The 22498-nt window shown below is 59.9% G+C and carries 23 protein-coding genes; 13 read left to right on the plus strand and 10 right to left on the minus strand.

Going from position 1 to position 22498, the window contains the following annotated elements; all coding sequences use genetic code 11:
• Positions 1-226: 226 nt before the first annotated feature.
• Complete coding sequence (argH, locus tag QMK58_RS28715; protein WP_053163765.1) at positions 227-1621, plus strand: argininosuccinate lyase; 1395 nt, start codon at positions 227-229, stop codon at positions 1619-1621.
• A 113-nt stretch (positions 1622-1734) separates the two neighbouring features.
• Here argH and QMK58_RS28720 read toward each other — a convergent pair whose 3' ends face one another.
• Complete coding sequence (locus QMK58_RS28720; RefSeq protein ID WP_053163767.1) at positions 1735-2394, minus strand: glutathione S-transferase family protein; 660 nt, start codon at positions 2392-2394, stop codon at positions 1735-1737.
• Positions 2395-2519: 125 nt separating this feature from the next.
• Between QMK58_RS28720 and QMK58_RS28725 the strand changes: the two genes are divergently transcribed.
• From QMK58_RS28725 to QMK58_RS28735, 3 genes are all read left to right on the plus strand, one after another.
• Positions 2520-2804 carry a hypothetical protein gene (locus QMK58_RS28725; RefSeq protein ID WP_053163768.1) on the plus strand — a complete coding sequence of 95 codons (285 nt, stop codon included), beginning with the start codon at positions 2520-2522 and terminating at the stop codon, positions 2802-2804.
• A gap of 316 nt (positions 2805-3120) precedes the next feature.
• Positions 3121-3366 carry a TIGR02647 family protein gene (locus QMK58_RS28730; protein WP_053163770.1) on the plus strand — a complete coding sequence of 82 codons (246 nt, stop codon included), beginning with the start codon at positions 3121-3123 and terminating at the stop codon, positions 3364-3366.
• 193 nt (positions 3367-3559) lie between these two features.
• Positions 3560-6406 (plus strand): class I adenylate cyclase, encoded by a 2847-nt coding sequence (locus QMK58_RS28735; protein ID WP_053163772.1) that lies wholly within the window; start codon positions 3560-3562, stop codon positions 6404-6406.
• A 5-nt stretch (positions 6407-6411) separates the two neighbouring features.
• Here the strand turns inward: QMK58_RS28735 and rnk are convergent, their stop codons facing one another.
• The 3 genes from rnk to cyaY form a co-directional block, all read right to left on the minus strand.
• Positions 6412-6822 (minus strand): nucleoside diphosphate kinase regulator, encoded by a 411-nt coding sequence (rnk, locus tag QMK58_RS28740; RefSeq protein WP_007911103.1) that lies wholly within the window; start codon positions 6820-6822, stop codon positions 6412-6414.
• Positions 6823-7081: 259 nt separating this feature from the next.
• On the minus strand, positions 7082-7300 hold the full coding sequence (locus QMK58_RS28745; RefSeq protein WP_082344568.1) for a DUF1289 domain-containing protein: 219 nt from the start codon (positions 7298-7300) through the stop codon (positions 7082-7084).
• 4 nt (positions 7301-7304) lie between these two features.
• Complete coding sequence (gene cyaY / locus QMK58_RS28750; RefSeq protein WP_053163774.1) at positions 7305-7637, minus strand: iron donor protein CyaY; 333 nt, start codon at positions 7635-7637, stop codon at positions 7305-7307.
• 296 nt (positions 7638-7933) lie between these two features.
• Between cyaY and lptM the strand changes: the two genes are divergently transcribed.
• Genes lptM through QMK58_RS28780 form a run of 6 tightly spaced genes read left to right on the plus strand, consistent with a single transcriptional unit; the run spans position 7934 to position 12555 of the window.
• Positions 7934-8110: an LPS translocon maturation chaperone LptM gene (lptM, locus tag QMK58_RS28755; RefSeq protein WP_082344570.1), complete on the plus strand. Its 177-nt coding sequence runs from the start codon at positions 7934-7936 to the stop codon at positions 8108-8110.
• Positions 8111-8119: 9 nt separating this feature from the next.
• A complete protein-coding gene (gene lysA, locus QMK58_RS28760) occupies positions 8120-9367 on the plus strand; it encodes a diaminopimelate decarboxylase (RefSeq protein WP_053163776.1) in 1248 nt (415 codons plus the stop codon).
• A 3-nt stretch (positions 9368-9370) separates the two neighbouring features.
• Entirely contained in the window at positions 9371-10201 is an 831-nt protein-coding gene (gene dapF, locus QMK58_RS28765; protein WP_053163779.1) for a diaminopimelate epimerase, read from the plus strand.
• 13 nt (positions 10202-10214) lie between these two features.
• Positions 10215-10940, plus strand: a complete 726-nt coding sequence (locus QMK58_RS28770) for a DUF484 family protein (protein ID WP_053163781.1) — start codon at positions 10215-10217, stop codon at positions 10938-10940.
• A gap of 2 nt (positions 10941-10942) precedes the next feature.
• Positions 10943-11842 carry a tyrosine recombinase XerC gene (gene xerC / locus QMK58_RS28775; protein WP_053163783.1) on the plus strand — a complete coding sequence of 300 codons (900 nt, stop codon included), beginning with the start codon at positions 10943-10945 and terminating at the stop codon, positions 11840-11842.
• Complete coding sequence (locus QMK58_RS28780) at positions 11839-12555, plus strand: HAD-IA family hydrolase (RefSeq protein ID WP_320395724.1); 717 nt, start codon at positions 11839-11841, stop codon at positions 12553-12555. The genes xerC and QMK58_RS28780 overlap by 4 nt, the downstream gene beginning before the upstream one ends.
• A gap of 171 nt (positions 12556-12726) precedes the next feature.
• Here QMK58_RS28780 and sutA read toward each other — a convergent pair whose 3' ends face one another.
• The 4 genes from sutA to glnK form a co-directional block, all read right to left on the minus strand.
• Entirely contained in the window at positions 12727-13053 is a 327-nt protein-coding gene (gene sutA / locus QMK58_RS28785; protein WP_053163787.1) for a transcriptional regulator SutA, read from the minus strand.
• Positions 13054-13154: 101 nt separating this feature from the next.
• Complete coding sequence (locus QMK58_RS28790; protein WP_053163788.1) at positions 13155-13580, minus strand: secondary thiamine-phosphate synthase enzyme YjbQ; 426 nt, start codon at positions 13578-13580, stop codon at positions 13155-13157.
• 211 nt (positions 13581-13791) lie between these two features.
• The gene (locus tag QMK58_RS28795; RefSeq protein ID WP_053163791.1) at positions 13792-15129 is read right to left on the minus strand and encodes an ammonium transporter; all 1338 of its coding nucleotides are present in this window, start codon (positions 15127-15129) and stop codon (positions 13792-13794) included.
• A 35-nt stretch (positions 15130-15164) separates the two neighbouring features.
• Positions 15165-15503, minus strand: a complete 339-nt coding sequence (gene glnK, locus QMK58_RS28800) for a P-II family nitrogen regulator (protein WP_002555808.1) — start codon at positions 15501-15503, stop codon at positions 15165-15167.
• Between the two features lie 408 nt (positions 15504-15911).
• On the opposite strand from glnK, the gene QMK58_RS28805 reads away from it, so the two are divergent.
• Both QMK58_RS28805 and QMK58_RS28810 read left to right on the plus strand, forming a co-directional pair.
• Positions 15912-16172: an accessory factor UbiK family protein gene (locus QMK58_RS28805; protein ID WP_046038993.1), complete on the plus strand. Its 261-nt coding sequence runs from the start codon at positions 15912-15914 to the stop codon at positions 16170-16172.
• 283 nt (positions 16173-16455) lie between these two features.
• Complete coding sequence (locus tag QMK58_RS28810; protein ID WP_053163793.1) at positions 16456-17949, plus strand: YifB family Mg chelatase-like AAA ATPase; 1494 nt, start codon at positions 16456-16458, stop codon at positions 17947-17949.
• Positions 17950-17972: 23 nt separating this feature from the next.
• On the opposite strand, the gene QMK58_RS28815 is transcribed toward QMK58_RS28810, so the two are convergent.
• Positions 17973-18893, minus strand: a complete 921-nt coding sequence (locus QMK58_RS28815) for a LysR substrate-binding domain-containing protein (protein ID WP_053163795.1) — start codon at positions 18891-18893, stop codon at positions 17973-17975.
• Positions 18894-19051: 158 nt separating this feature from the next.
• On the opposite strand from QMK58_RS28815, the gene QMK58_RS28820 reads away from it, so the two are divergent.
• Positions 19052-20449 carry a NorM family multidrug efflux MATE transporter gene (locus QMK58_RS28820; protein WP_053163838.1) on the plus strand — a complete coding sequence of 466 codons (1398 nt, stop codon included), beginning with the start codon at positions 19052-19054 and terminating at the stop codon, positions 20447-20449.
• Positions 20450-20560: 111 nt separating this feature from the next.
• On the opposite strand, the gene QMK58_RS28825 is transcribed toward QMK58_RS28820, so the two are convergent.
• Positions 20561-22234 (minus strand): putative bifunctional diguanylate cyclase/phosphodiesterase, encoded by a 1674-nt coding sequence (locus QMK58_RS28825; protein WP_053163797.1) that lies wholly within the window; start codon positions 22232-22234, stop codon positions 20561-20563.
• Positions 22235-22498: the final 264 nt, after the last annotated feature.

Raw genomic sequence — 22498 nt, forward strand, 5'->3', positions numbered from 1 at the left:
GTCAGCCTCCGCACCGAAAAGTGCGCTGATCCCTACTGTCCAACTGTAGACGGTTGCAGGAGTGATATTGCTCAAATGAAAAATATCGTCTGGCAAAATTGCGCAGGCTCATGGTTACAACCCGAAAAAAACGTGTCGACCAGTGTCAGCGACAGGATTGGCAACCCTGTTATTATCCGCGCCAGCGTTCCACGCCTTCTTACTTCAAGCCGAAACGAGCGAATTCATGAGCACTGACAAGACCAATCAGTCCTGGGGCGGCCGCTTCAGTGAACCCGTCGACGCCTTCGTCGCCCGCTTCACCGCCTCCGTCACTTTCGACCAGCGCCTGTATCGCCACGACATCATGGGCTCGATCGCCCACGCCACCATGCTGGCCAAGGTTGGCGTGCTGACCGATGCCGAGCGCGACAGCATCATCGATGGCCTGAACACCATCCAGGGTGAAATCGAGGCCGGCCAGTTCGACTGGCGCATCGACCTCGAAGACGTGCATATGAACATCGAGGCGCGCCTGACCGACCGCATCGGCGTGACCGGCAAAAAGCTGCACACCGGCCGCAGCCGCAACGATCAGGTTGCCACCGATATCCGCCTGTGGCTGCGTGACGAAATCGACCTGATCCTGAGCGAAATCACCCGCCTGCAAAAAGGTCTGCTCGAGCAAGCCGAGCGCGAAGCCGCCAGCATCATGCCCGGTTTCACTCACCTGCAAACCGCGCAACCGGTGACCTTCGGCCACCATATGCTGGCCTGGTTCGAAATGCTCAGCCGCGACTATGAGCGCCTGGTCGACTGCCGCAAGCGCACCAACCGCATGCCACTGGGCAGCGCGGCACTGGCCGGCACCACCTACCCGATCGACCGTGAGTTCACCGCGCAGCTGCTGGGTTTCGACGCAGTCGGCGGCAATTCGCTGGATAACGTCTCCGATCGCGACTTCGCTATCGAATTCTGCTCGGCCGCCAGCATCGCGATGATGCACCTGTCGCGCTTCTCGGAAGAACTGGTGCTATGGACCAGCGCGCAGTTCCAGTTCATTGATCTGCCAGACCGCTTCTGCACCGGCAGTTCGATCATGCCGCAAAAGAAAAACCCGGACGTGCCTGAGCTGGTTCGTGGCAAGACAGGCCGCGTATTTGGAGCGCTGATGGGCCTGCTGACCCTGATGAAAGGCCAGCCTCTTGCTTACAACAAGGACAACCAGGAAGACAAGGAACCGCTGTTCGACGCCGCCGACACCCTGCGCGACTCGCTGCGCGCCTTTGCCGATATGGTCCCGGCGATCAAGCCCAAGCACGCCATGATGCGCGAAGCGGCCCTGCGGGGTTTTTCTACCGCCACAGATCTGGCTGACTATCTGGTGCGACGCGGCCTGCCGTTCCGCGACTGCCACGAAATCGTTGGACATGCCGTGAAATACGGCGTGGACAGCGGCAAGGATCTGGCAGAAATGAGCCTGGAGGAACTGCGCAAGTTCAGCGACCAGATCGATCAGGACGTGTTTGCCGTGCTGACCCTGGAAGGTTCGGTCAATGCCCGCAACCACATCGGCGGTACTGCGCCAGCGCAGGTGAAGGCTGCGGTAGCCCGCGGCCAGGCATTACTCGTCAGCCGCTGAAGCTTGGCAGGGGCGTCGCACCGCACACTCCCCGGGTTTGATTCAAGCCCGCAGGAGCAAGCGGTGCGGCGATTCAACTTGCCCGCGAATGTGTTATTGACGCGCTACAAGACCTATTTCTTCCCCGCAATCATCGCCATGAACGCGGGCATCCCCGCCTCCTTGTCCGCCGCCACTCGCTGCACGTTCGGGTTTTGCCCCAGACGTTCCAGCAACGCCTTGGCTGCCGGCAAGTCGGCCAACAGGTCGATGCCAAACAGCTTCTTGGCGACCCCACACGCCAACGGCACGCTGTACAGGAAATACAGATCCGCCACGCTCAGGCTGTCGCCCGCCACGTAGGGGCTGAATTTTCCGTGCCTGCCCAATGCTGCCATGCCGAGCTGCAACTCAGCCTTGGTCTTTTCCTTGATCGCCTCGGGTACCTTCGCGCCAAAAAACGCTTCGGGGTAGCAAGCCCGACCCGGCAGTTCGATATACAACTCGATTTCCCTGGCCAACGCGAGAACCTGTGCGCGTTCGAACGGATCACTCGGCAGCAGCGGCGTACCTTTCTGGCTCTGCTCGATGTATTCCAGTATTACGCTGGTTTCGTTGATGAAACCCTGTTCGACGTGCAAAACCGGGACCTTCCCGCGCGGGCTGATCGCCAGCGCTTCGGGGCTGGTGCCTGCATAAAACGGCACCTCTTCAAACGGCAGGCCTTTTTCCAGCAGAGCCAGTTTGACCATGTTGTAGTAGTTACTGACAGAAAAACCGTAGAGCTTGAGCATCACATAGCCTCCAGGCCGTGCGGGGGTGGGCAGTGGCTGTTTATAGAACGCTTCAGGGTTTCTTGCCAGCAGCATCACGCGCCTGAATGCGGGTAGACTGGCCGTCTTTCTCCAAGGAGCCTGCCATGAGCGAGCCAACCGATATCGACAACGACGAAGAAGAGTTCGCCGAGAGCACCCTGATCCAGGCCATCGAAAACCAGATTGAAAGCGACAATCCGCCAGCGGCCAAGGCGACGTTCAACAAGCTGACCCTGGTGGGTTACGAGCGCGAAGAAATCCTCAATCTGATGGCTCATGTACTGGCAGTAGAAATCGACGCGATTCTCGAAGAAGACCGCGCGTTCAATACCGAATGGTACGAAGCAGCGCTGCGCGCATTGCCCGAATTGCCGCCGGAAAAGAAGTAAGCATCGACGCCGATCACTGTGGCGAGGGAGCTTGCTCCCGCTCGACTGCGAAGCAGTCGTAAAGCTCTTGGGGCCGCTCCGCGACCCAGCGGGGTCAAGCTCCCTCGCCACAAAATGCCTATCCCACACAATTTGTTGCCAATCCGTCCGGTTGCCAGTCAGCCCGCGACTACACTGATCCCACCCCAGTGAATTACGTTCCGCCGGGGAACGTTGCCCCCATCGAAAAAACCCTGTCGCGAGCACTGGACATGCCGCGCAAGTGGGCTCACCTTAGGGGCGCTGTCGTCCAATTCCTAGAAAGTCTGGAGTCCTTATGTCGCTTACCCCTGAGTTGGTTGCCGAACTGGAAGTCCTCGCACTCTTCAACCTGGACAGTTCCCAGGAAGGTCTGAAGATTCATCAGACCGCTGCCCCGAAACACATTGCCGCCGCCAAACGCCTTTTTGAAAAAGAACTGACCGACCAGCCTGATGGCGGTTATCTAACCAGCCTGGGTCGTGACGCCGCGCAAAATGTGCAAACCGTGCTGACCATTCTTAACGCCGAAGAAACAGCCTGAATTCTGCCCCATCGCCCACGGAGACCCCGATCCTGGGATTTCCGCGGGCATACGTTCTGATTTTTGTCGCCTGACGATAGAAATCTGACGCCAGAAAAACAAAATCAGCTTAAAAGTCCTCGGCTCAAGGCGCTAAACTGCGCCTCATCCGAAGAGTCCCATGCCCGGGCCCTGCGAGCCGGTTTGAGCTGACATGACCCGCAACCATGAAATCCGCCCCGATCTGGACGAGGGAATCGACCGCAAGGTTCTGAACCAGCTGCGCGCACGCTTTCTGAAACTCAACGAAGGCCGTCTGGGCCGGGCCATGGAAGGGTTATCGACCCGCCAACAATCGGTCCTGACCCTGCTGCCTCTGTTTTTCCACGTCAATCATCCGTTATTGCCAGGTTACGTTTCGGGCAGCACGCCGGCCGGGCTGTCGAATTTCGAGCCGGACACCAATCTCCTGGCCGAAGCACAGCGCCTGACCCGCTCTTTTTCCTACAAGCCACGCCATGGCAGCAATCCGCCGCGGCCGATTCATGGCCTGTTCCTGATGGGTAGCCTTGGCACTTTGGCGCAAGCCGATCAGAGCGACATGGATGTGTGGGTCTGTCATGGGCCTGACCTGACCGAGAACGAACTCGCCGAATTGCGCAAAAAATGTCAGTTGCTGGAAACCTGGGCGGCGAGCCAGGGCGCCGAGGCGCACTTTTTCCTGATCGAGCCGGTGAGTTTCGTTCGCGGCGAGCGCGATACCCAACTGAGCTCTGAAGATTGCGGCACCACCCAGCACTATCTGTTGCTGGACGAGTTTTATCGCACCGCGATCTGGCTGGCCGGGCGAACACCGATCTGGTGGCTGGTACCGGTCTACGAAGAGTCGAGTTACGAGCGCTATACACACGCCCTGATTTCAAAACGTTTCATCCGCGCTGACGAAACTCTCGATCTTGGCCACCTGGCCTACATTCCACCGGGTGAATTTATCGGTGCCGGGCTCTGGCAGTTGTTCAAGGGCATCGAGTCACCTTACAAATCGGTTCTCAAGCTTTTGCTGACCGAAGTTTATGCCAGCGAACACCCAAGGGTTCATTGCCTGAGCCTGCGCTTCAAGCAAGCGGTATTCGCCAATCACCTGGACCTCGACGAGCTCGATCCGTACATGGTGGTTTACCGGCGCATCGAGGAATACCTCACTGCTCGCAACGAACCGCAACGATTGGAACTGGTCCGCCGCGCCCTGTATCTGAAGGTCAATCGCAAACTGACCGGCACCAGCAGCCGAACCCAGAGCTGGCAACGCTGCTTGCTTGAACGGCTGGCCCGGGAATGGCATTGGGATCAGCGACAACTGGCATTGCTTGATAGTCGCAGCCAATGGAAAGTCCGCCAGGTCGGCTCGGAAAGGCGAGCCCTGGTCAGCGAATTGAATTACAGCTACCGCTTCCTGACCCAGTTCGCCCGCGACGAACAAACCGTCAGCCGGATCAACAAACGCGATCTCAGTGTCCTGGGCCGTCGCCTGTACGCCGCGTTCGAGCGCAAGGCCGGCAAAGTAGAGGTCATTAACCCCGGCATTGCCCCGGACCTGGCCGAAGACACCCTCACGCTGGTGCACGCCCCAAACAAAAAAGAGCCGGGGCAAGGTCAATGGGGTTTGTACAACGGCAGCCTGACTGCGCTGGAGTGGGAGCATTTCGCGCCGATCAAACGCGGTCGCCATTTGCTGGAACTGCTCGGTTGGTGCCACCGCAACGGCGTGATCGACAGCAGCACCCGCCTGGCCCTGCACCCTGGCAGCAGCGACTTGAGCGAGTTCGAACTGTTCAACCTGCTCGGCAGCCTCCAGCAGACCATTGCTCTGCCGCTGCCCACCGTCGCAGAAGAAACACTGCTGCGAGCTAGCGTGCCAAGCGAAGTGCTGATTTTGGTAAACGTCGGGATCGATCCGCTCAAGCACCACCGCGACTTGAACATTCTGATGACCACCGAGCGCACCGATTCCTTGAGTTATGCCGGCGTCAGGGAAAACCTCGTACTGACCCTGGATCAGGTCACGCTCAATAGCTGGAACGAAGTGCTGGTCAGCCGCTACGACGGCCCCCACGCCCTGCTCGACTGCTTGCGCGATCACCTCAACAACCTGCCTACAGGTTCGCAGCAACCGAGGCTGCGGGTGCGTTGCTTCTGCCATAACCGCGCGCAATTCATCGCGCAACGCGTGGAAGAAATCTTCGATAACGCGCAGAACCTGCTGCTCAGCCAGCTCAATCATCGCTACCTGATCCAGGTCCAGCAGCATTACCACGTGCTGGAGCTGGTGCCCGGCCAGGTCCGTCACATAGCCCTGGCCACGCTGCCAGCGCTGATCGACTACCTGGGCGAAGAACGACCGAGCTTCAGTCCCCTGCACCTGGACCCCAATGCACTGGAAGACCACGCCCTCGCGCTGTTCCTGCCAATGGGCCAGCCGGAGTGCATTCAAGTGTTCTACCGGGTCAATGAAGATCAGGTTGATGTGTACGTGCTCGATGAGCTCAATGCCTTGTGGCAGCAATGTTTGCCCTGGCACGACGAGCAAAGCCTGTTGATGCCGTTGCAACGCTTCCTGCAATCGATCCAGTATCGGCGCGAAGCCTCGCTGCCAATGGAAGCGACCCAGCCCCTGAGCCTGGAGACCCGGTATTGCCAACTGTTGCCATCAGGTCCGGGACGGGCTCGTCGAATCGAAGCGCGACCGACCCCGCAAACGCCGGTCAAGAAACCGTTCTACGACGTCCAGGCGATCATCGGCAAAGCCGCGCCAGGTCAGGTGCAAGTCACGTTGTACTGCAATCAGCGGGAGTTCTCGGAGCTGGAGCATGGCGACCAGCTGTTCAGCGTGGTCGCCCGGGAAATCGTTGGGCAGCGGCGCAAAACCGAGCGCTACCGCTGCTACATCACCGACCTGGACCTGTCCGGCCTGCTCGGTGACGGGCCGAGCTCCACTCATTTGTATCTGCGCTACAAGGCTGACCTGGAGCGCGCTTTGAACGAGGCGCTCGATCAGGTCTGACGGGGTCACTCGGGAAAGGCGCCACCATTGGCCGGTTGCGACTCAACTTCCAGCAAGGTCAGCTTCAATGTCTTGCCACCCGGAGCCGGCCAGTCGATGTGTTGGCCGACCTTCAGTCCCAGCAGCGCGCTGCCAACAGGCGCCAGGATGGAAATCTTGCCTTCGTCGGCGTTGGCGTCCTTCGGGTAGACCAGCGTCAGGTGATAGTCCTTGCCGCTGCCTTCTTCACGGCAATGCACCCGGGAGTTCATGGTCACGACATCGGCGGGCACTTCATCGTGGCCGACCACCGTATCGGCGCGATCCAGTTCGGTTTGCAACGCGATAACGCCCGGCAGCGTGTCGTCCAGGCTGTCGATCAGGCGCTCCAGACGCTGGACGTCCAGACGGGTAAGGGTGATGGAAGGTGCGGTCATGATCAGGGCAGACTCCTTTCTTCTGCACGAAAAAAGCAAAACCCCGCCAGAAGAAGGCGGGGTTTTCACGAGCCTCGATGGGTTGAGGCGTATCCGGACACTATCACAGCTCAAAAAATATACAAGCCAGGGGCGACCATGGTGCTGAAACCGAGGAACCTTGTGGGAGCTAGCCTGCTAGCGAAGCGGTTTATCAATCAATCAGAGGTCGACTGATTGAACGCATTCGCTAGCAGGCTAGCTCCCACAGGATTTTAGGTCAGACGCAGGATTTGCGTTGAGTAGCCTGCGCACAGATCACTCTGCGCCGTTCGTCATCCGCCGAGCGCCATTCGCGAATGTCTTCAACGTGGCGAAAGCAGCCCAGGCAGACTTTCTGCTCATCCAGCCGACACACACCGCTGCACGGCGAAGGGACTGCCGGGCTGACATTGCTGTAGAGCGGCTTGGGCGGACGGACGGGCGCTGGCTGGGTCACGATCTCACAGGCCTTCGAAGTCGAGTTCGACACCGGCCTGCTGCTGGACGATACGCTCAAGCATTTCACCCAGCTGCTCTTCGCTCTTGTCGCACATCCAGCGCTCGCTTTCTTCGTCGTAGTCGAAGTGGAAACCACCGGACACCGCCGCCAGCCACAGCTGACGCAGCGGCTCCTGGCGACTGAAAATCAGCTGGCTGCCATTCTCGAACTTGACGGTCAGCACACCGGCCGAGCTTTCGAGGTCGATATCCAGGTCGCTGTCGTCAAAGATGTCCTCCAGGATTTGCTGGGTGGCATCGACAAGGTCATGGAAACGCGCTTCGGACAAACTCATTACGGCAACCTCAAAAAGTGTCTGATCAGGCTCAAGCGCCGCAAGATACGACCGAGCCCCGCTGATTGCAAAGGATAATGACCAGCTACCTAACTGTGGGAGCGAGCTTGCTCGCGATCGGGGCCTTACATTCAACATTAATGCGCCTGATATGGCCTCATCGCGGGCAAGCCCGCTCCCACAGGGCTCGATGTGCTTGCAGCCAAGCCCCGCCGGACGGGCGGGCCGTTGCATAGGCAAGCTGTCGGGTGGCCGGTATACTCCGGCGCAATTAATGCATTTTCAAGGATTTCGCCATGAAGCGCCTGATCTCTTCCCTTGCTGCGCTCGTCGCGGTTGCCTGTCTCGTGTCGGCTTGTGGTCAAAAAGGCCCGCTGTACCTGCCCGACGAGAACATGGACCCTGTCGAGCAGGCCAAATCGTCGCAACAGCAGCCTGCTTCCAAGGCACACAAGCACGACGTCTACCAATAAGGGAACATCATGGACGCTTTTAACTACCGTGACGGTGAATTGTTCGCGGAAGGTGTTGCCCTGTCTGCCATCGCCGAGCGCTTTGGTACACCGACCTACGTTTACTCGCGCGCGCACATCGAAGCCCAATACCTGGCTTACGCCGATGCGCTGGCCGGCATGCCGCACCTGGTGTGCTTTGCGGTCAAGGCCAACTCCAACCTGGGCGTACTGAATGTCCTCGCGCGCCTGGGCGCCGGTTTTGACATCGTCTCCCGTGGCGAGCTGGAACGTGTACTGGCCGCTGGCGGCAGCGCCGACAAGATCGTGTTCTCCGGTGTCGGCAAGACCCGTGACGACATGCGTCGCGCCCTGGAAGTCGGCGTGCACTGCTTCAACGTCGAATCCACCGACGAGCTGGAACGTCTGCAAGTGGTCGCTGCCGAACTGGGTGTTCGTGCGCCGATTTCGCTGCGCGTGAACCCGGACGTCGATGCCGGCACCCACCCGTACATTTCCACCGGTCTCAAAGAGAACAAGTTCGGCATCGCCATCGCCGACGCCGAAGACGTGTACGTGCGTGCCGCGCAATTGCCGAACCTGGAAGTGGTCGGTGTCGATTGCCACATCGGTTCGCAACTGACCACCCTGCCGCCGTTCATCGATGCTCTGGACCGCCTGCTGGGCCTGGTCGATCGCCTTGGCGACTGTGGCATTTACCTGCGTCACATCGATCTCGGTGGCGGCCTGGGCGTGCGATACAAAGACGAAGAGCCGCCACTGGCTGCCGACTACATCAAAGCCGTGCGCGAACGTCTCGACGGTCGCGACCTGGCACTGGTGTTCGAGCCGGGCCGCTTCATCGTCGCCAATGCCGGCGTGCTGCTGACCCAGGTCGAGTACCTCAAGCACACCGAGCACAAAGACTTCGCCATCGTCGACGCTGCCATGAACGACCTGATCCGCCCGGCGCTGTATCAAGCCTGGATGGACGTGACTGCCGTACGCCCGCGCACTTCGGCTGCCCGCGCTTACGACATCGTCGGCCCAATCTGCGAGACCGGCGATTTCCTGGCCAAGGATCGTGAGCTTGCGCTGGAAGAAGGCGACCTGCTGGCCGTTCATTCGGCCGGTGCCTATGGGTTTGTCATGAGTTCCAACTACAACACCCGCGGCCGCGCCGCCGAAGTGTTGGTGGACGGTGATCAGGCATTTGAAGTGCGTCGCCGTGAAACGGTAGCCGAGTTGTTTGCTGGCGAAAGCCTGCTGCCGGAGTAAGCCATGCTGCTGCGTTTTACCAAAATGCACGGCCTGGGCAATGACTTCATGGTCCTCGACCTGGTCAGCCAGCACGCGCATATTCTGCCCAAGCACGCCAAGCAATGGGGCGATCGGCATACCGGCATCGGTTTCGACCAGTTGCTGATCGTCGAGGCGCCGAGCAACCCGGACGTGGATTTCCGTTATCGGATTTTCAACTCCGATGGCTCCGAAGTGGAACAGTGCGGCAATGGTGCGCGCTGTTTCGCCCGCTTCGTGCTCGACAAGCGCCTGACTGCAAAAAGGCAGATCCGCGTCGAGACCAAAAGCGGCGTCATCGAACTGGACGTGCGAAACGACGGCCAGATCAGCGTCAACATGGGCGCCCCACGCCTGGTGCCAGCGGATATTCCGTTCCAGGCACCTGAGCAAGCCTTGAGTTATCAGGTCGACGTCGCGGGTACATCAGTCGATCTGGCCGCCGTGTCCATGGGCAACCCCCATGCCGTGGTGCGTGTCAGCGATATCAACAATGCACCGGTGCATGAACTGGGGCCGAAAATCGAACATCACCCGCGCTTCCCGGCGAGGGTCAATGTCGGATTTCTCCAGGTCATCGACCGCAACCGTGCGCAGTTGCGTGTCTGGGAACGCGGAGCCGGGGAAACCCAGGCCTGCGGAACCGGGGCCTGCGCCGCTGCAGTGGCTGCGATCAGCCAGGGGTGGATGGATTCGCCGCTGTTGATCGACCTGCCTGGCGGGCGTCTGTCCATCGAATGGGCGGGCCCTGGCCAACCGGTGATGATGACCGGCCCGGCAGTGCGCGTATATGAAGGACAAGTGCGTCTTTGAGCGAGCGAAATCCATGACCGATAAGCCTCAGGCACCCACACAACAAGCCGACGAATCAGCGTCCGAGACTCTGGAGGCGGCGGCCGTTGCCGCGTACCTGGAGGCTCATCCGGACTTTTTCGTCGAGCACGAAGAACTGCTTCCGGCAATGCGCATCCCCCATCGACGCGGTGACACCGTATCGCTGGTCGAGCGCCAGATGACCATACTGCGCGACCGCAACATCGAGATGCGTCATCGCCTCTCGCAGTTGATGGACGTCGCCCGGGACAACGACCGGTTGTTCGACAAGACCCGTCGCCTGATCCTCGCGTTGATGGACGCCGCCAGCCTGGAAGACGTGGTGATGTCGGTCGAAGACAGCCTGCGCCAGGATTTCCAGGTGCCCTTCGTCAGCCTCATCCTGCTTGGCGAAAACGCCATGCCGGTGGGCCGCTGGGCCACCCACGCCGAAGCACAGGTAGCCATCGGCGGCTTGCTTACCGAAGACAAAAGCGTCAGCGGCAGCCTGCGCGAGCATGAACTGGACTTCCTGTTCGGTGAAGAACAACGCAAGCAGATCGGCTCCACCGCCGTTGTCGCCATCAGCCATCAAGGCATCCACGGCATCCTGGCCATCGCCAGCCGTGACCCACAGCATTACAAAAGCTCGGTCGGCACCTTGTTCCTGAGTTACATCGCCGAAGTCATGGGCCGCGTACTGCCACGGGTCAACAGCTCCCTGCGCTCGGTACGCTGAGCATGGAACGGCAACTGGACGCTTACTGCGAACACCTGCGCAGTGAGCGGCAGGTGTCGCCGCACACGCTGTCGGCCTACCGCCGCGACCTCGACAAAGTGCTGGGATGGTGCACCAAACAGAACATTGACAGCTGGACAGCGCTCGACATCCAGCGCCTGCGCAGCCTGATCGCCCGTCTGCATGCTCAGGGTCAATCGTCTCGCAGCCTGGCGCGTTTGCTGTCGGCCGTTCGCGGGCTCTATCACTATCTGAACCGCGAAGGCCTGTGCGACCACGACCCGGCCAATGGCCTCTCGCCGCCGAAAGGCGAACGGCGCTTGCCGAAAACCCTGGACACCGACCGCGCACTGCAACTGCTGGAAGGTGGGGTGGAGGATGACTTTCTGGCGCGCCGGGATCAGGCGATCCTGGAGCTGTTCTACTCCTCAGGCTTGCGACTGTCAGAACTGACGGGGCTGAATCTCGATCAGCTCGATCTGGCCGACGGCATGGTCCAGGTGCTCGGCAAGGGCAGCAAGACCCGGTTGCTGCCCGTCGGCAAAAAAGCCCGCGAAGCGCTGGAACAATGGTTACCACTGCGGGCAATGGCCAATCCGGCAGACGATGCGGTGTTCATCAGCCAGCAAGGCCGGCGCCTCGGCCCGAGAACTATTCAGGTGCGGGTCAAGGCTGCCGGCGAGCGCGAACTGGGTCAGAACCTGCATCCGCACATGTTGCGACACTCCTTCGCCAGCCATTTACTGGAATCCTCCCAGGACCTGCGCGCGGTGCAGGAACTGCTCGGACACTCGGACATCAAGACCACGCAGATCTACACCCACCTGGACTTCCAGCACCTGGCCACGGTCTACGACAGCGCCCACCCACGGGCCAAACGCATTAAGGGCGACGATTCATGAGCATTCAATTGATCACCTTCGACCTCGACGACACCCTGTGGGACACCGCCCCGGTGATCATCAGCGCCGAAGCCGTTTTGCGGGAATGGCTGACCGAGCACGCACCCAATCTGGGGGCTGTGCCGGTAGAGCATCTGTGGTCGATCCGCGAACGGGTGCTGGCTAACGAACCGAGCCTCAAGCATCGCATCAGTGCGTTGCGTCGTCGGGTCCTGTTCCACGCGCTGGAAGAGGCTGGCTACGAGCATGGCGAAGCGTCGGATCTGGCTGACAAGAGTTTCGAAGTGTTCCTGCACGCCCGGCATCAACTGGACATCTTCCCCGAGGTACAACCGACCCTCGAAGTGCTGGCCAACCATTACGCCCTCGGCGTGGTCACCAATGGCAACGCCGATGTGCGTAGGCTGGGCCTGGCGGATTACTTCAAGTTTGCGTTGTGTGCCGAAGACATAGGCATCGCCAAGCCCGATGCGCGACTGTTCCACGAGGCTTTGCAACGCGGCGGTGCGACGGCCGACACAGCGGTGCACATCGGCGATCATCCGGGCGATGACATTGCCGGTGCGCAACAGGCTGGATTGCGGGCGATCTGGTTCAACCCGGTGGGCAAGGTGTGGGAAGCAGAGCACTTGCCGGATGCAGAAATCCGCAGCCTGACAGAGTTGCCGGCATTGTTGGCGCGGTGGAATACCGGTGCAACATCGAATCTGTAGGAGCCGGCTTGCTGGCGATTGCGTTTCATCATTCAACATCGATATTGACTGACTTGTCACCATCGCCAGCAAGCCGGCTCCTACAGAATTTGCATCAGGCCTGAGGGTTTTGTTTCAGGCACGAAAAAGCCCGCAGCGACGGCGGGCTTTTTCAGCAAGCGGGAAGCAGGCTCAGATAGGCCGGCTGCCGTACTTGTTGTCAGGCTTCTTGGGCGGATCGGCGACCACATTGGCCTCCACTTCCTGCACCTTGCCGCCCTTGGCCAAAAACTCCTCCATGGCCCGCGCGAGAGCATCGCGCTCCTTGTTCTTGGCTTCGACACTCGGCAACTCATCGACCGATACCGCCGCCTTGGCTTTGCCTTTGGCAGCCGGGGCCGGTGTATCGTCACCGCCATCGTCGTCAGCAACGTCTTCCGCCGCTGCTTCCAGACCTTCTTCGGTTTCGTCTTCGTCGCCTACTTCGAGGTCGTCGTTTTCCAGATCATCGTCGCTCATGTTCTACCTCATGACTTGCGAAAAGCAGATTAGTTATAGCCCAGCTTTGCCTTCTGTCGAAGGTTGCCGGAAAAAAATCAACAGCCGCTGGTGACCAGCGGTTACGCCCCGTCACCGTATACGGTGGCGAGGACTTTACGGGCACCGCCATGGTCGCGGTGCTCGCCCAGATAAACGCCTTGCCAGGTCCCTAACGCCAATCGACCTGCCGAAATCGGCAAACTCAGCTGACAACCAAGCACGCTGGCCTTGAAGTGCGCCGGGAGGTCGTCCAGGCCTTCGTCGTTGTGCTCATAGCCGTCCGCTCCTTGTGGGATCAGACGATTGAAAAATCGTTCGAAGTCTCGACGTACCGCCGGATCGGCGTTCTCGTTGATGGTCAACGAAGCCGAGGTATGCTGTAGCCACAAGTGCAACAGACCGACCCGACAAACCTTGAGTTCAGGCAAGCCGGCGAGTAACTCGTCCGTTACCAGATGAAAGCCCCGGGGCCTCGCCCGCAAGGTAATCAGAGTCTGTTGCCACATACAGTTCTCCGCACGTTCGGGGCGCATTCTAGCGCGCTCTGGGAAAAAACAAAGACCCTAATATTCCTTCAATCCTGTAAGCCTTTGGCTGCACAAAAACACCCGACGCAAACAACATCAAACCGGAAGGAAAAATCCTTTCAGCTCTGCCTTCAATGACAAATTCCAGACAAAAAAATGCCCGGCAAGCCGGGCAATTTTTTTCGCGTGCCTACACGTTGTAGCCGCGTTCGTTGTGAAGCGCCAGATCGATGCCGACTGCCTCTTCTTCTTCGGTGATGCGCAGGCCCATGACCGCATCCAGGACCTTGAGGATGACGAAAGTTGCGATCGCGGTGTAGATCACTGTGAAGCCTACGCCTTTGCACTGAATCCATACTTGCGCGGCGATGTCGGTCACAGTGCCGAAGCCACCCATCGATGGTGCAGCAAACACACCGGTCAGGATCGCACCGAGGATACCGCCGATACCATGCACGCCGAAGGCGTCCAGGGAATCGTCGTAGCCGAGTTTGCGTTTAAGGGTAGTGGCGCAGAAGAAGCACACCACGCCCGCAGCCAGGCCGATCACCAGTGCGCCCATCGGGCCGACAGTGCCGGCAGCCGGCGTGACGGCAACCAGACCGGCAACCACACCCGAAGCAATACCCAGCGCGCTAGGTTTACCATGGGTGAGCCACTCGGCGAGCATCCAGCCCAGCGCAGCGGCGGCGGTTGCGATTTGGGTCACCAGCATCGCCATGCCAGCGGTGCCGTTGGCTGCCGCAGCGGAACCGGCGTTGAAGCCGAACCAGCCGATCCACAGCATGGCCGCCCCCATCAGGGTGTAACCAAGGTTGTGCGGCGCCATCGGGGTGCTTGGGAAACCTTTGCGCTTGCCCAGTACCAGGCAGGCCACCAGACCGGCGATACCGGCGTTGATGTGCACCACGGTGCCGCCAGCAAAGTCCAGCACGCCCCAGTCCCACATCAGGCCGCCGTTACCGGACCAGACCATGTGCGCGATCGGCGCATACACCAGGGTGAACCAGACGCCCATGAAGACCAGCATTGCGGAGAATTTCATCCGCTCGGCGAACGCACCGACGATCAGCGCCGGAGTGATGATCGCGAAGGTCATCTGGAAGGTAATGAACACAGCTTCAGGGAACAGCGCCGCCGGGCCGGTCAGGCTGGCTGGTGTGACACCAGCGAGGAACGCCTTGCCCATGCCGCCGAAGAACGAGTTGAAGTTGACGACGCCCTGCTCCATGCCGGTGGTGTCGAACGCGATACTGTAGCCATAAATGACCCACAAAACGCTGATCAGACCGGTAATGGCGAAGCACTGCATCATCACGGAAAGAATGTTTTTCGACCGAACCATGCCGCCATAGAACAGCGCGAGGCCGGGAATGGTCATGAACAGCACGAGAGCTGTCGAGGTCAACATCCAGGCGGTATCGCCGGAGTTGAGGACTGGGGCCGCCACTTCGTCTGCCGCCAGAGCAAGGCTGGGCATTACGATGGACAACAGGGCTCCTAGCCCTGCGAATTTACGCAGAGTCATATTGTTTTCTCCTGGGGCGTTGGGTTTGTGGCGGCTTAGATCGCGTCGGTATCGGTTTCGCCGGTGCGGATGCGAATTGCCTGTTCCAGATTGACCACGAAGATCTTGCCGTCACCGATCTTGCCGGTGTTGGCCGCCTTGGTTATCGCCTCGATAACCCGATCCAGATCCTTGTCGTCGATGGCGACATCAATCTTCACCTTAGGCAGGAAATCGACCACGTACTCCGCGCCGCGATACAGCTCGGTGTGACCCTTCTGCCGGCCGAAGCCTTTGACTTCAGTAACGGTAATGCCCTGCACGCCGATCTCGGACAACGATTCGCGCACGTCGTCCAACTTGAACGGCTTGATGATGGCAGTGACTAGCTTCATGAAAACTCTCTCCCGAATAGGTGGACTTGCCCCAGGAAAACAAACCCGTCTCAAGTCTAAGCGCAGTGCCTGGCTTTGTAACGCATCGTCGGCCCTGACCTGCCCGTACGACGCCCCTTACGAAACACTCCCCCGTCTCGCTTGGCGCACTGCATTCGTCACAGCGACTGCATCAGTGCATGGGTCACTAGCGTCTAAGCAGAAACCTTGCCATCTCTACAAAAACGATTGTTTTCAAGCCCTTGCCCGCAGATGACTGCAATTTCACCGCAACACCCGGCGCGATACGCACAACAACAGTGCGCGACCGTCCGTCCGCATGCGCGAAAACCGTGCATCCCTTACCCGCGAAATTCACTATAGACACTGCGTGATACACTGCCCGCCATCGTTACCAGGACATCGCCCATGCTCGCGCCCAAAGACTTCCTCGACGCCCTCACCGGCACCGCCTCCCGCCTTTTCAGCGGCGACACTCCGCTGCCTAAAGCTGAAATCGAAAGTCAGTTCAAAATGTTGCTACAGAGTGGCTTCAGCAAACTGGATCTGGTGAGTCGGGAAGAGTTTGATAGTCAGATGGTTGTGTTGGCGCGCACGCGGGCTCGGCTGGAAAGCCTTGAAGCAAAGGTCGCTGAGCTTGAAGCGAAGCTCAATCCACCGACCGAGTAACATCCGCGACCTTCGCCGGCCACTACGCATCCGCCTCAACGACCGCCAACCTGGCTTGCTCGGGGCGGAGTTCCGACGATCGACTCAAGAACGCCGCGTTGAACCTGTCGACGCACGCTTTCGTTAACGATCATCGCGAGCATCCTCGCTCCGGCAATGGATCACGTTCGAAGAAACATCCTGCGAAAATTCGCCCTCTTTGACGCGTCGCCAAATCCTCACCTCATGTCTACCCTTGAAAAACCCGCAGGAAGCGGCTCCCCGTCATTTCAAGGAACGACCAATGTCCCTCTCCATCGTCCACAGCCGCGCCCAGGTGGGTGTGGAAGCGCCTGCCGTTACTGTAGAGGTCCATCTGGCCAATGGCCTGCCGTCACTGACCATGGTCGGCCTGCCTGAAGCGGCGGTGAAAGAAAGCAAGGACCGGGTACGCAGCGCAATCATCAACTCGGGACTGCAATTTCCGGCGCGGCGAATCACGCTCAATCTCGCTCCGGCAGACTTACCCAAAGACGGTGGACGATTCGATCTGGCGATTGCCTTGGGGATTCTTTCCGCCAGTGTGCAGGTGCCGACATTGACACTCGATGATGTGGAATGTCTTGGAGAATTGGCGTTATCCGGCGCAGTGCGGGCGGTTCGCGGGGTGTTGCCGGCGGCATTGGCGGCCCGCAAGGCCGGGCGGTCGCTGATGGTGCCGCGGGCGAATGCCGAAGAGGCGTGTCTGGCATCGGGATTGAAGGTGATTGCGGTGGATCATCTGCTGGAGGCTGTCGCTCATTTCAATGGGCATACGCCCGTTGAACCCTATGTTTCAGATGGGTTGATACATGCCAGTAAACCCTACCCCGACCTGAGTGAAGTGCAAGGTCAGTTGGCAGCCAAACGTGCATTGCTGATTGCGGCAGCGGGCGCTCACAACCTGTTGTTCAGCGGACCACCTGGAACAGGCAAGACACTGCTGGCGAGTCGCTTGCCCGGCTTGCTGCCTCCGCTGGCCGAGTGTGAAGCGCTGGAAGTCGCGGCGATTCAATCGGTCACCAGTTGCATGCCGCTGAGCCATTGGCCGCAGCGGCCGTTTCGCCAACCCCACCATTCGGCTTCCGGTCCGGCGCTGGTCGGCGGCGGCTCGAAACCGCAACCCGGCGAAATCACGCTCGCGCATCACGGTGTGTTGTTCCTGGATGAGCTGCCGGAGTTTGATCGCAAAGTATTGGAGGTTCTGAGGGAGCCGCTGGAGTCCGGACAAATCGTGATTTCCCGGGCGAAAGATCGCGTACGGTTTCCGGCGCGATTCCAGTTGGTGGCGGCGATGAATCCGTGTCCCTGTGGATATCTTGGCGAGCCCACGGGCCGCTGCTCCTGCACGCCCGACATGGTGCAGCGCTATCGCAACAAACTCTCCGGGCCGTTGCTCGACCGCATCGACCTGCACCTGACGGTCGCCCGGGAAGTCACAGCGTTGAACCCGACTGTGAAGCCAGGTGAGAACAGCGCCTGTGCTGCGGCGCTTGTCGCCGAGGCTCGTGAGCGCCAGCAGAAACGTCAGGGCTGTGCCAATGCGTTTCTGGATTTGCCGGGGCTACGTCGGCATTGCGCGTTATCCACAGCCGATGAAAACTGGCTGGAGTCGGCATGTGAACGGTTGACCCTGTCACTGCGCTCGGCGCACCGATTACTGAAGGTGGCGCGGACGCTGGCGGACCTGGAGCAGGTTGATGTGATCCGTCGAGAGCATCTGGCTGAAGCGCTGCAGTATCGGCCGGCGACCCAGTAAGTGCTGAACCCGGGCAGACCATTTCAGCTCAAGCGCTCGACATCCGGCAATTCCATGGCCCGGACTTCATTTTGCAGAAAATCGCTGAGCCGGCGCATGCGCTCGCCGCCCGGTCGGGTTTTCGGCCACACCAGGTAGTAACATTCGCCACTGGCAACCGCGGTCGGCCACGGCAGACTCAAACGGCCCTGCGCGACATCCTCCGCCACCATCAGCAAATCGCCCATGGACACTCCATAACCCCGAGCCGCAGCGATCATGCCCAACTCCAGCGTATCGAACACCTGCCCACCCTTGAGCGAAACCTGCTCAGCCAGACCCATGCGTTCCAGCCAGTTGCGCCAGTCACGCCGGTCCGGGGTCGGGTGCAACAGTTCAGTGTTGGCCAGACGCGTGACATCCCAAGGCTGATCGTTCAGCAGGTTGGGGGCGCCCACAGGAATCAATTCTTCGGGGAACAGGTAACTCGCCTCCCAGTCCGGCGGAAAATGTCCGTTGCCGAGCAACACCGCACAGTCGAACGGCTCGTCGTTGAAGTCAACGGAATCGATGTCCATCCAGGCGCTGGTCAATTGCACTTCGTTACCGGGCTGCAGATGGCGAAAGCGGCTGAGACGCGCCAGCAACCAGCGCATGGTCAGGGTCGACGGGGCTTTCATGCGCAGGATGTCGTCCTCGGCGCGCAAGGTATTGCAGGCACGCTCAAGGGCAGTGAAACCCTCGCGTATGCCCGGCAACAGCAAACGGGCCGACTCGGTCAGTTGCAGGTTGCGGCCACTGCGGTGAAACAAGCGGCAGGCAAAATGATCTTCCAGCGTACGAATATGCCGGCTGACCGCACTTTGGGTGATCGACAGTTCTTCGGCCGCACGGGTAAACGAACTGTGTCGCGCCGCCGCTTCGAATGCGCGCAGGGCATACAAGGGAGGAAGACGACGTGACATCAGGAATGCTCCTACAGTGGGGTTGGGCAACCCTAGCAGAAACTCTCCAGCATGAGTTTGAATCATGCCATCCATCCTTTTTATCCCTTTGTGCAAACCCCGCAAAGCGCAGAGAATCGACGCTTTCCTGTTCTCTCTGATATTCGAGCGTGATGACCATGCAGCATCCAGCGCGTATTGAACTCTGGGCCATCCTGCGGCTGGCGGGGCCGTTGATTGCCTCGCAGTTGGCGCACATGTTGATGGTCCTCACCGACACCTTGATGATGGCGCGCCTGAGTCCCGAGGCGCTGGCCGGTGGCGGGCTCGGAGCGGCGACCTACTCGTTCGTGTCGATTTTCTGCATCGGCGTGATTGCCGCGGTCGGCACCCTGGTGGCGATCCGTCAGGGTGCCGGCGATATCGTCGGAGCAACCCGGCTGACCCAGGCCGGGTTATGGCTGGCGTGGCTGATGGCGCTCGTTGCCGGTTTGCTGCTGTGGAACCTCAAACCGGTTCTGCTGCTGTTCGGCCAGACCGAAAGCAACGTCAACGCGGCCGGTCAGTTTTTGATCTTCCTGCCGTTCGCCCTGCCCGGTTACCTGAGTTTCATGGCCCTGCGCGGATTCACCAGCGCCATTGGCCGTGCAACGCCGGTGATGGTCATCAGTGTGGGCGGGACGATTGCCAACTTTTTGCTCAACTATGCGCTAATCACCGGCATGTTCGGCCTGCCGAAGCTGGGGCTGATGGGGATCGGGCTCGTAACGGCGATTGTCGCCAATCTCATGGCGCTGGCGCTGGCGTGGCACATTCGTCGGCATTCGGCGTATGACGCCTATCCGCTGCGTCAGGGGCTGTCGCGGTTGAACCGGCAGTATCTGAAGGAATTGTGGCGCCTGGGCCTGCCGATTGGCGGCACCTACGCAGTGGAAGTCGGGCTGTTCGCCTTTGCCGCGCTGTGCATGGGGACCATGGGCAGCACGCAACTGGGTGCGCACCAGATCGCCCTGCAAATCGTGTCGGTGGCGTTCATGGTGCCTGCGGGGATTTCCTACGCGATCACCATGCGTATCGGGCAGCACTTCGGCGCCGGGCAATTACTGGATGCACGGCTGGCCGGGCGAGTCGGTATCGTTTTCGGCGCGGCGGCGATGCTGTGTTTCGCGATGGTGTTCTGGCTGTTGCCAAACCAGTTGGTCGGCCTGTTCCTCGATCACAGCGACCCGGCCTTCCGAGCAGTCATAAACCTCGCCGTAAGCCTTTTGGCGGTGGCGGCGTGGTTCGAGCTGTTTGACGGTGTGCAAACCATCGCGATGGGCTGTATTCGTGGCCTAAAGGATGCGAAGACTACCTTTCTGGTCGGCCTGGGTTGCTACTGGCTGATTGGCGCACCGGCCGCGTGGTGGATGGCGTTCCACTTGCAGTGGGGGCCGACGGGCGTGTGGTGGGGGTTGGCGCTGGGCCTGGCGTGTGCGGCGGTGAGCCTGACGCTTGGATTTGAGTGGAAGATGAAGCGGATGATCGAGCGCGAGCCAGCGCAACGGAACGGTTTCACAGTCGCTCAGCCAGACTGAGATCCCTGTAGGAGCTGGCTTGCCAGCGATAGCGATCTGACCGTCACATCATCGCTGGCTGTCAGGCCATCATCGCCGGCAAGCCGGCTCCTACAGGTGACTTGTGGCGCCTTAACTAACGATTTCCATCATCGGCTGCTGGCTGGCGTCGAACGTCAGGTACTCCACCAACTCCGCCAGCGGCAACGGCTTGCTGATCAAATACCCTTGCACCTGATCGCAATCAAACCCGCGCAACAAATCCAGCTGCTCTGGCGTTTCCACACCTTCTGCCACGACCTCGAGGTTGAGGTTGTGCGCCAGGTTGATCATCGCGTGGACCAGTTTGCGATTCTCTTCGCGCAGCTCCATGCCGCCGACGAAGCTTTTGTCGATCTTCAATAATGTGATCGGCAGACTGTTGAGGTGCACGAACGAAGAGAACCCGGTGCCGAAGTCGTCAAGTGAGAATCGCACACCGAGGCGCCCGAGGGCGTCCATGGTCTGCTTGACCAGATCGCTGCGGCGCATGACGGCGGTTTCGGTCAGTTCGAATTCCAGCCATTGCGCCTCGATGCCACGCTCGGCAATCAATCGGCTCAGGGTCGACAGCAGCTGGCTATCCTGAAACTGGCGAAACGACAGGTTGATTGCCATGTGCAAAGGAGGCAACCCAAGCTCAAGCAACGCCTGCATGTCGCGCAAGGCGCGGGAAATCACCCAGTATCCCAACGGCACGATCAGGCCGCTTTGCTCAGCCAGCGGCACGAATTCGCTCGGCGGCAGCAAGCCGCGGTCGGCATGGCGCCAGCGCACCAGGGCTTCGAGGCCGACAATCTGCCCGTCCTCAAGGTTCATTCGTGGCTGGTAATGCAGTTCCAGTTCGTCGCGACGCAATGCTCGACGCAGCTCGGTTTCGAGATCGGCGACGCTTCGGGCATTGCGGTTGATGCGTTGGTTGAAAATGTGAAAAGTGCAGCCCTGGGTGCTTTTGGCCTGCTGCATGGCGATGTGTGCGTGCCACATCAGCGGGTCGGCACCGGCCTGTGCCCGGGCGTGAGCGATGCCCAGGCTAGAGCCGATCAACAGGCTTTCACCGTCGACCCAGTAAGGTTCGGCCAGCGCCTCGCTGATGCGCTCGGCCATCCATTCGGCACGCTGCGGTGCGCGACGGGTGTCAATCAGCAACGCGAACTCGTCACTGCCCAGTCGAGCCAGTTGATCGCCGGCCTCCAGCTGGCTTTTCAGTCGCGCCACCACTTGCAGGATCAAGCGATCGCCCGCCTGATGACCCAGGGCATCGTTGGCGTGGCGAAAGTTGTCGAGGTCGAGGTGACCAAGGGCCAGACCGCGCCCGTCGTTTTCCGCCAGTCGTGCGGTCAGCAGAGTCTGGAAACCCTGGCGGTTGGCGATGCCGGTCAGCGGGTCTTGCTCGGCCAGGCGTTGCAAGGTGTTTTCCAGCACGCCTCGCTCACGCACATGGCGCAGGCAGCGGCGCAACATGCCGGAATCGAGCAGATCGCGAACCAGCCAGTCACTTACGCCATCGGGTGGGGTCAGGGGTTCGTAATCAAGCAGCAACACCGTCGGCAGACTGCAACGACCTGGCGCCGGCTGAAGTTTCGGGATCGTCAATAACACCGCGCTGCGGTTGTCATCGAACAGGCTGCTGACTGACTCCCAGCTCGGCGCACTGATGAGCACGACCAAGCTCCCCATCGGAGCCAGACACTCGCGCAACAACGCTGCCCACGCTGGCTCTTCGGCCAGTAGCAGCAAACGCAAGGGTTCGACAGGCGTAGACAAGCTAGCTCCCTAGACTCTGCAAAAATGTAGGCGACCGGCATTATGCCGTGCCAATAACCAATGGCAATGACATCAATTATCAAAACGCGGTCTTTGTATCTGGAATCACGAACATTTGCCGCAAATTTGTTGCACCTCCTGCGTGAAAGTATCAAAACAGGCAAATACGCAAGGCGTTGTACGTCACAAGTCGGACAAAGCAGCACAATTCGCTGAGCCTGTTAAAATGCCGGCCCATTTCGTGACTGACTCCTGAATTTACGT

This window comes from Pseudomonas sp. P8_241 (assembly GCF_034008315.1).
Classification (GTDB): Bacteria; Pseudomonadota; Gammaproteobacteria; order Pseudomonadales; family Pseudomonadaceae; genus Aquipseudomonas.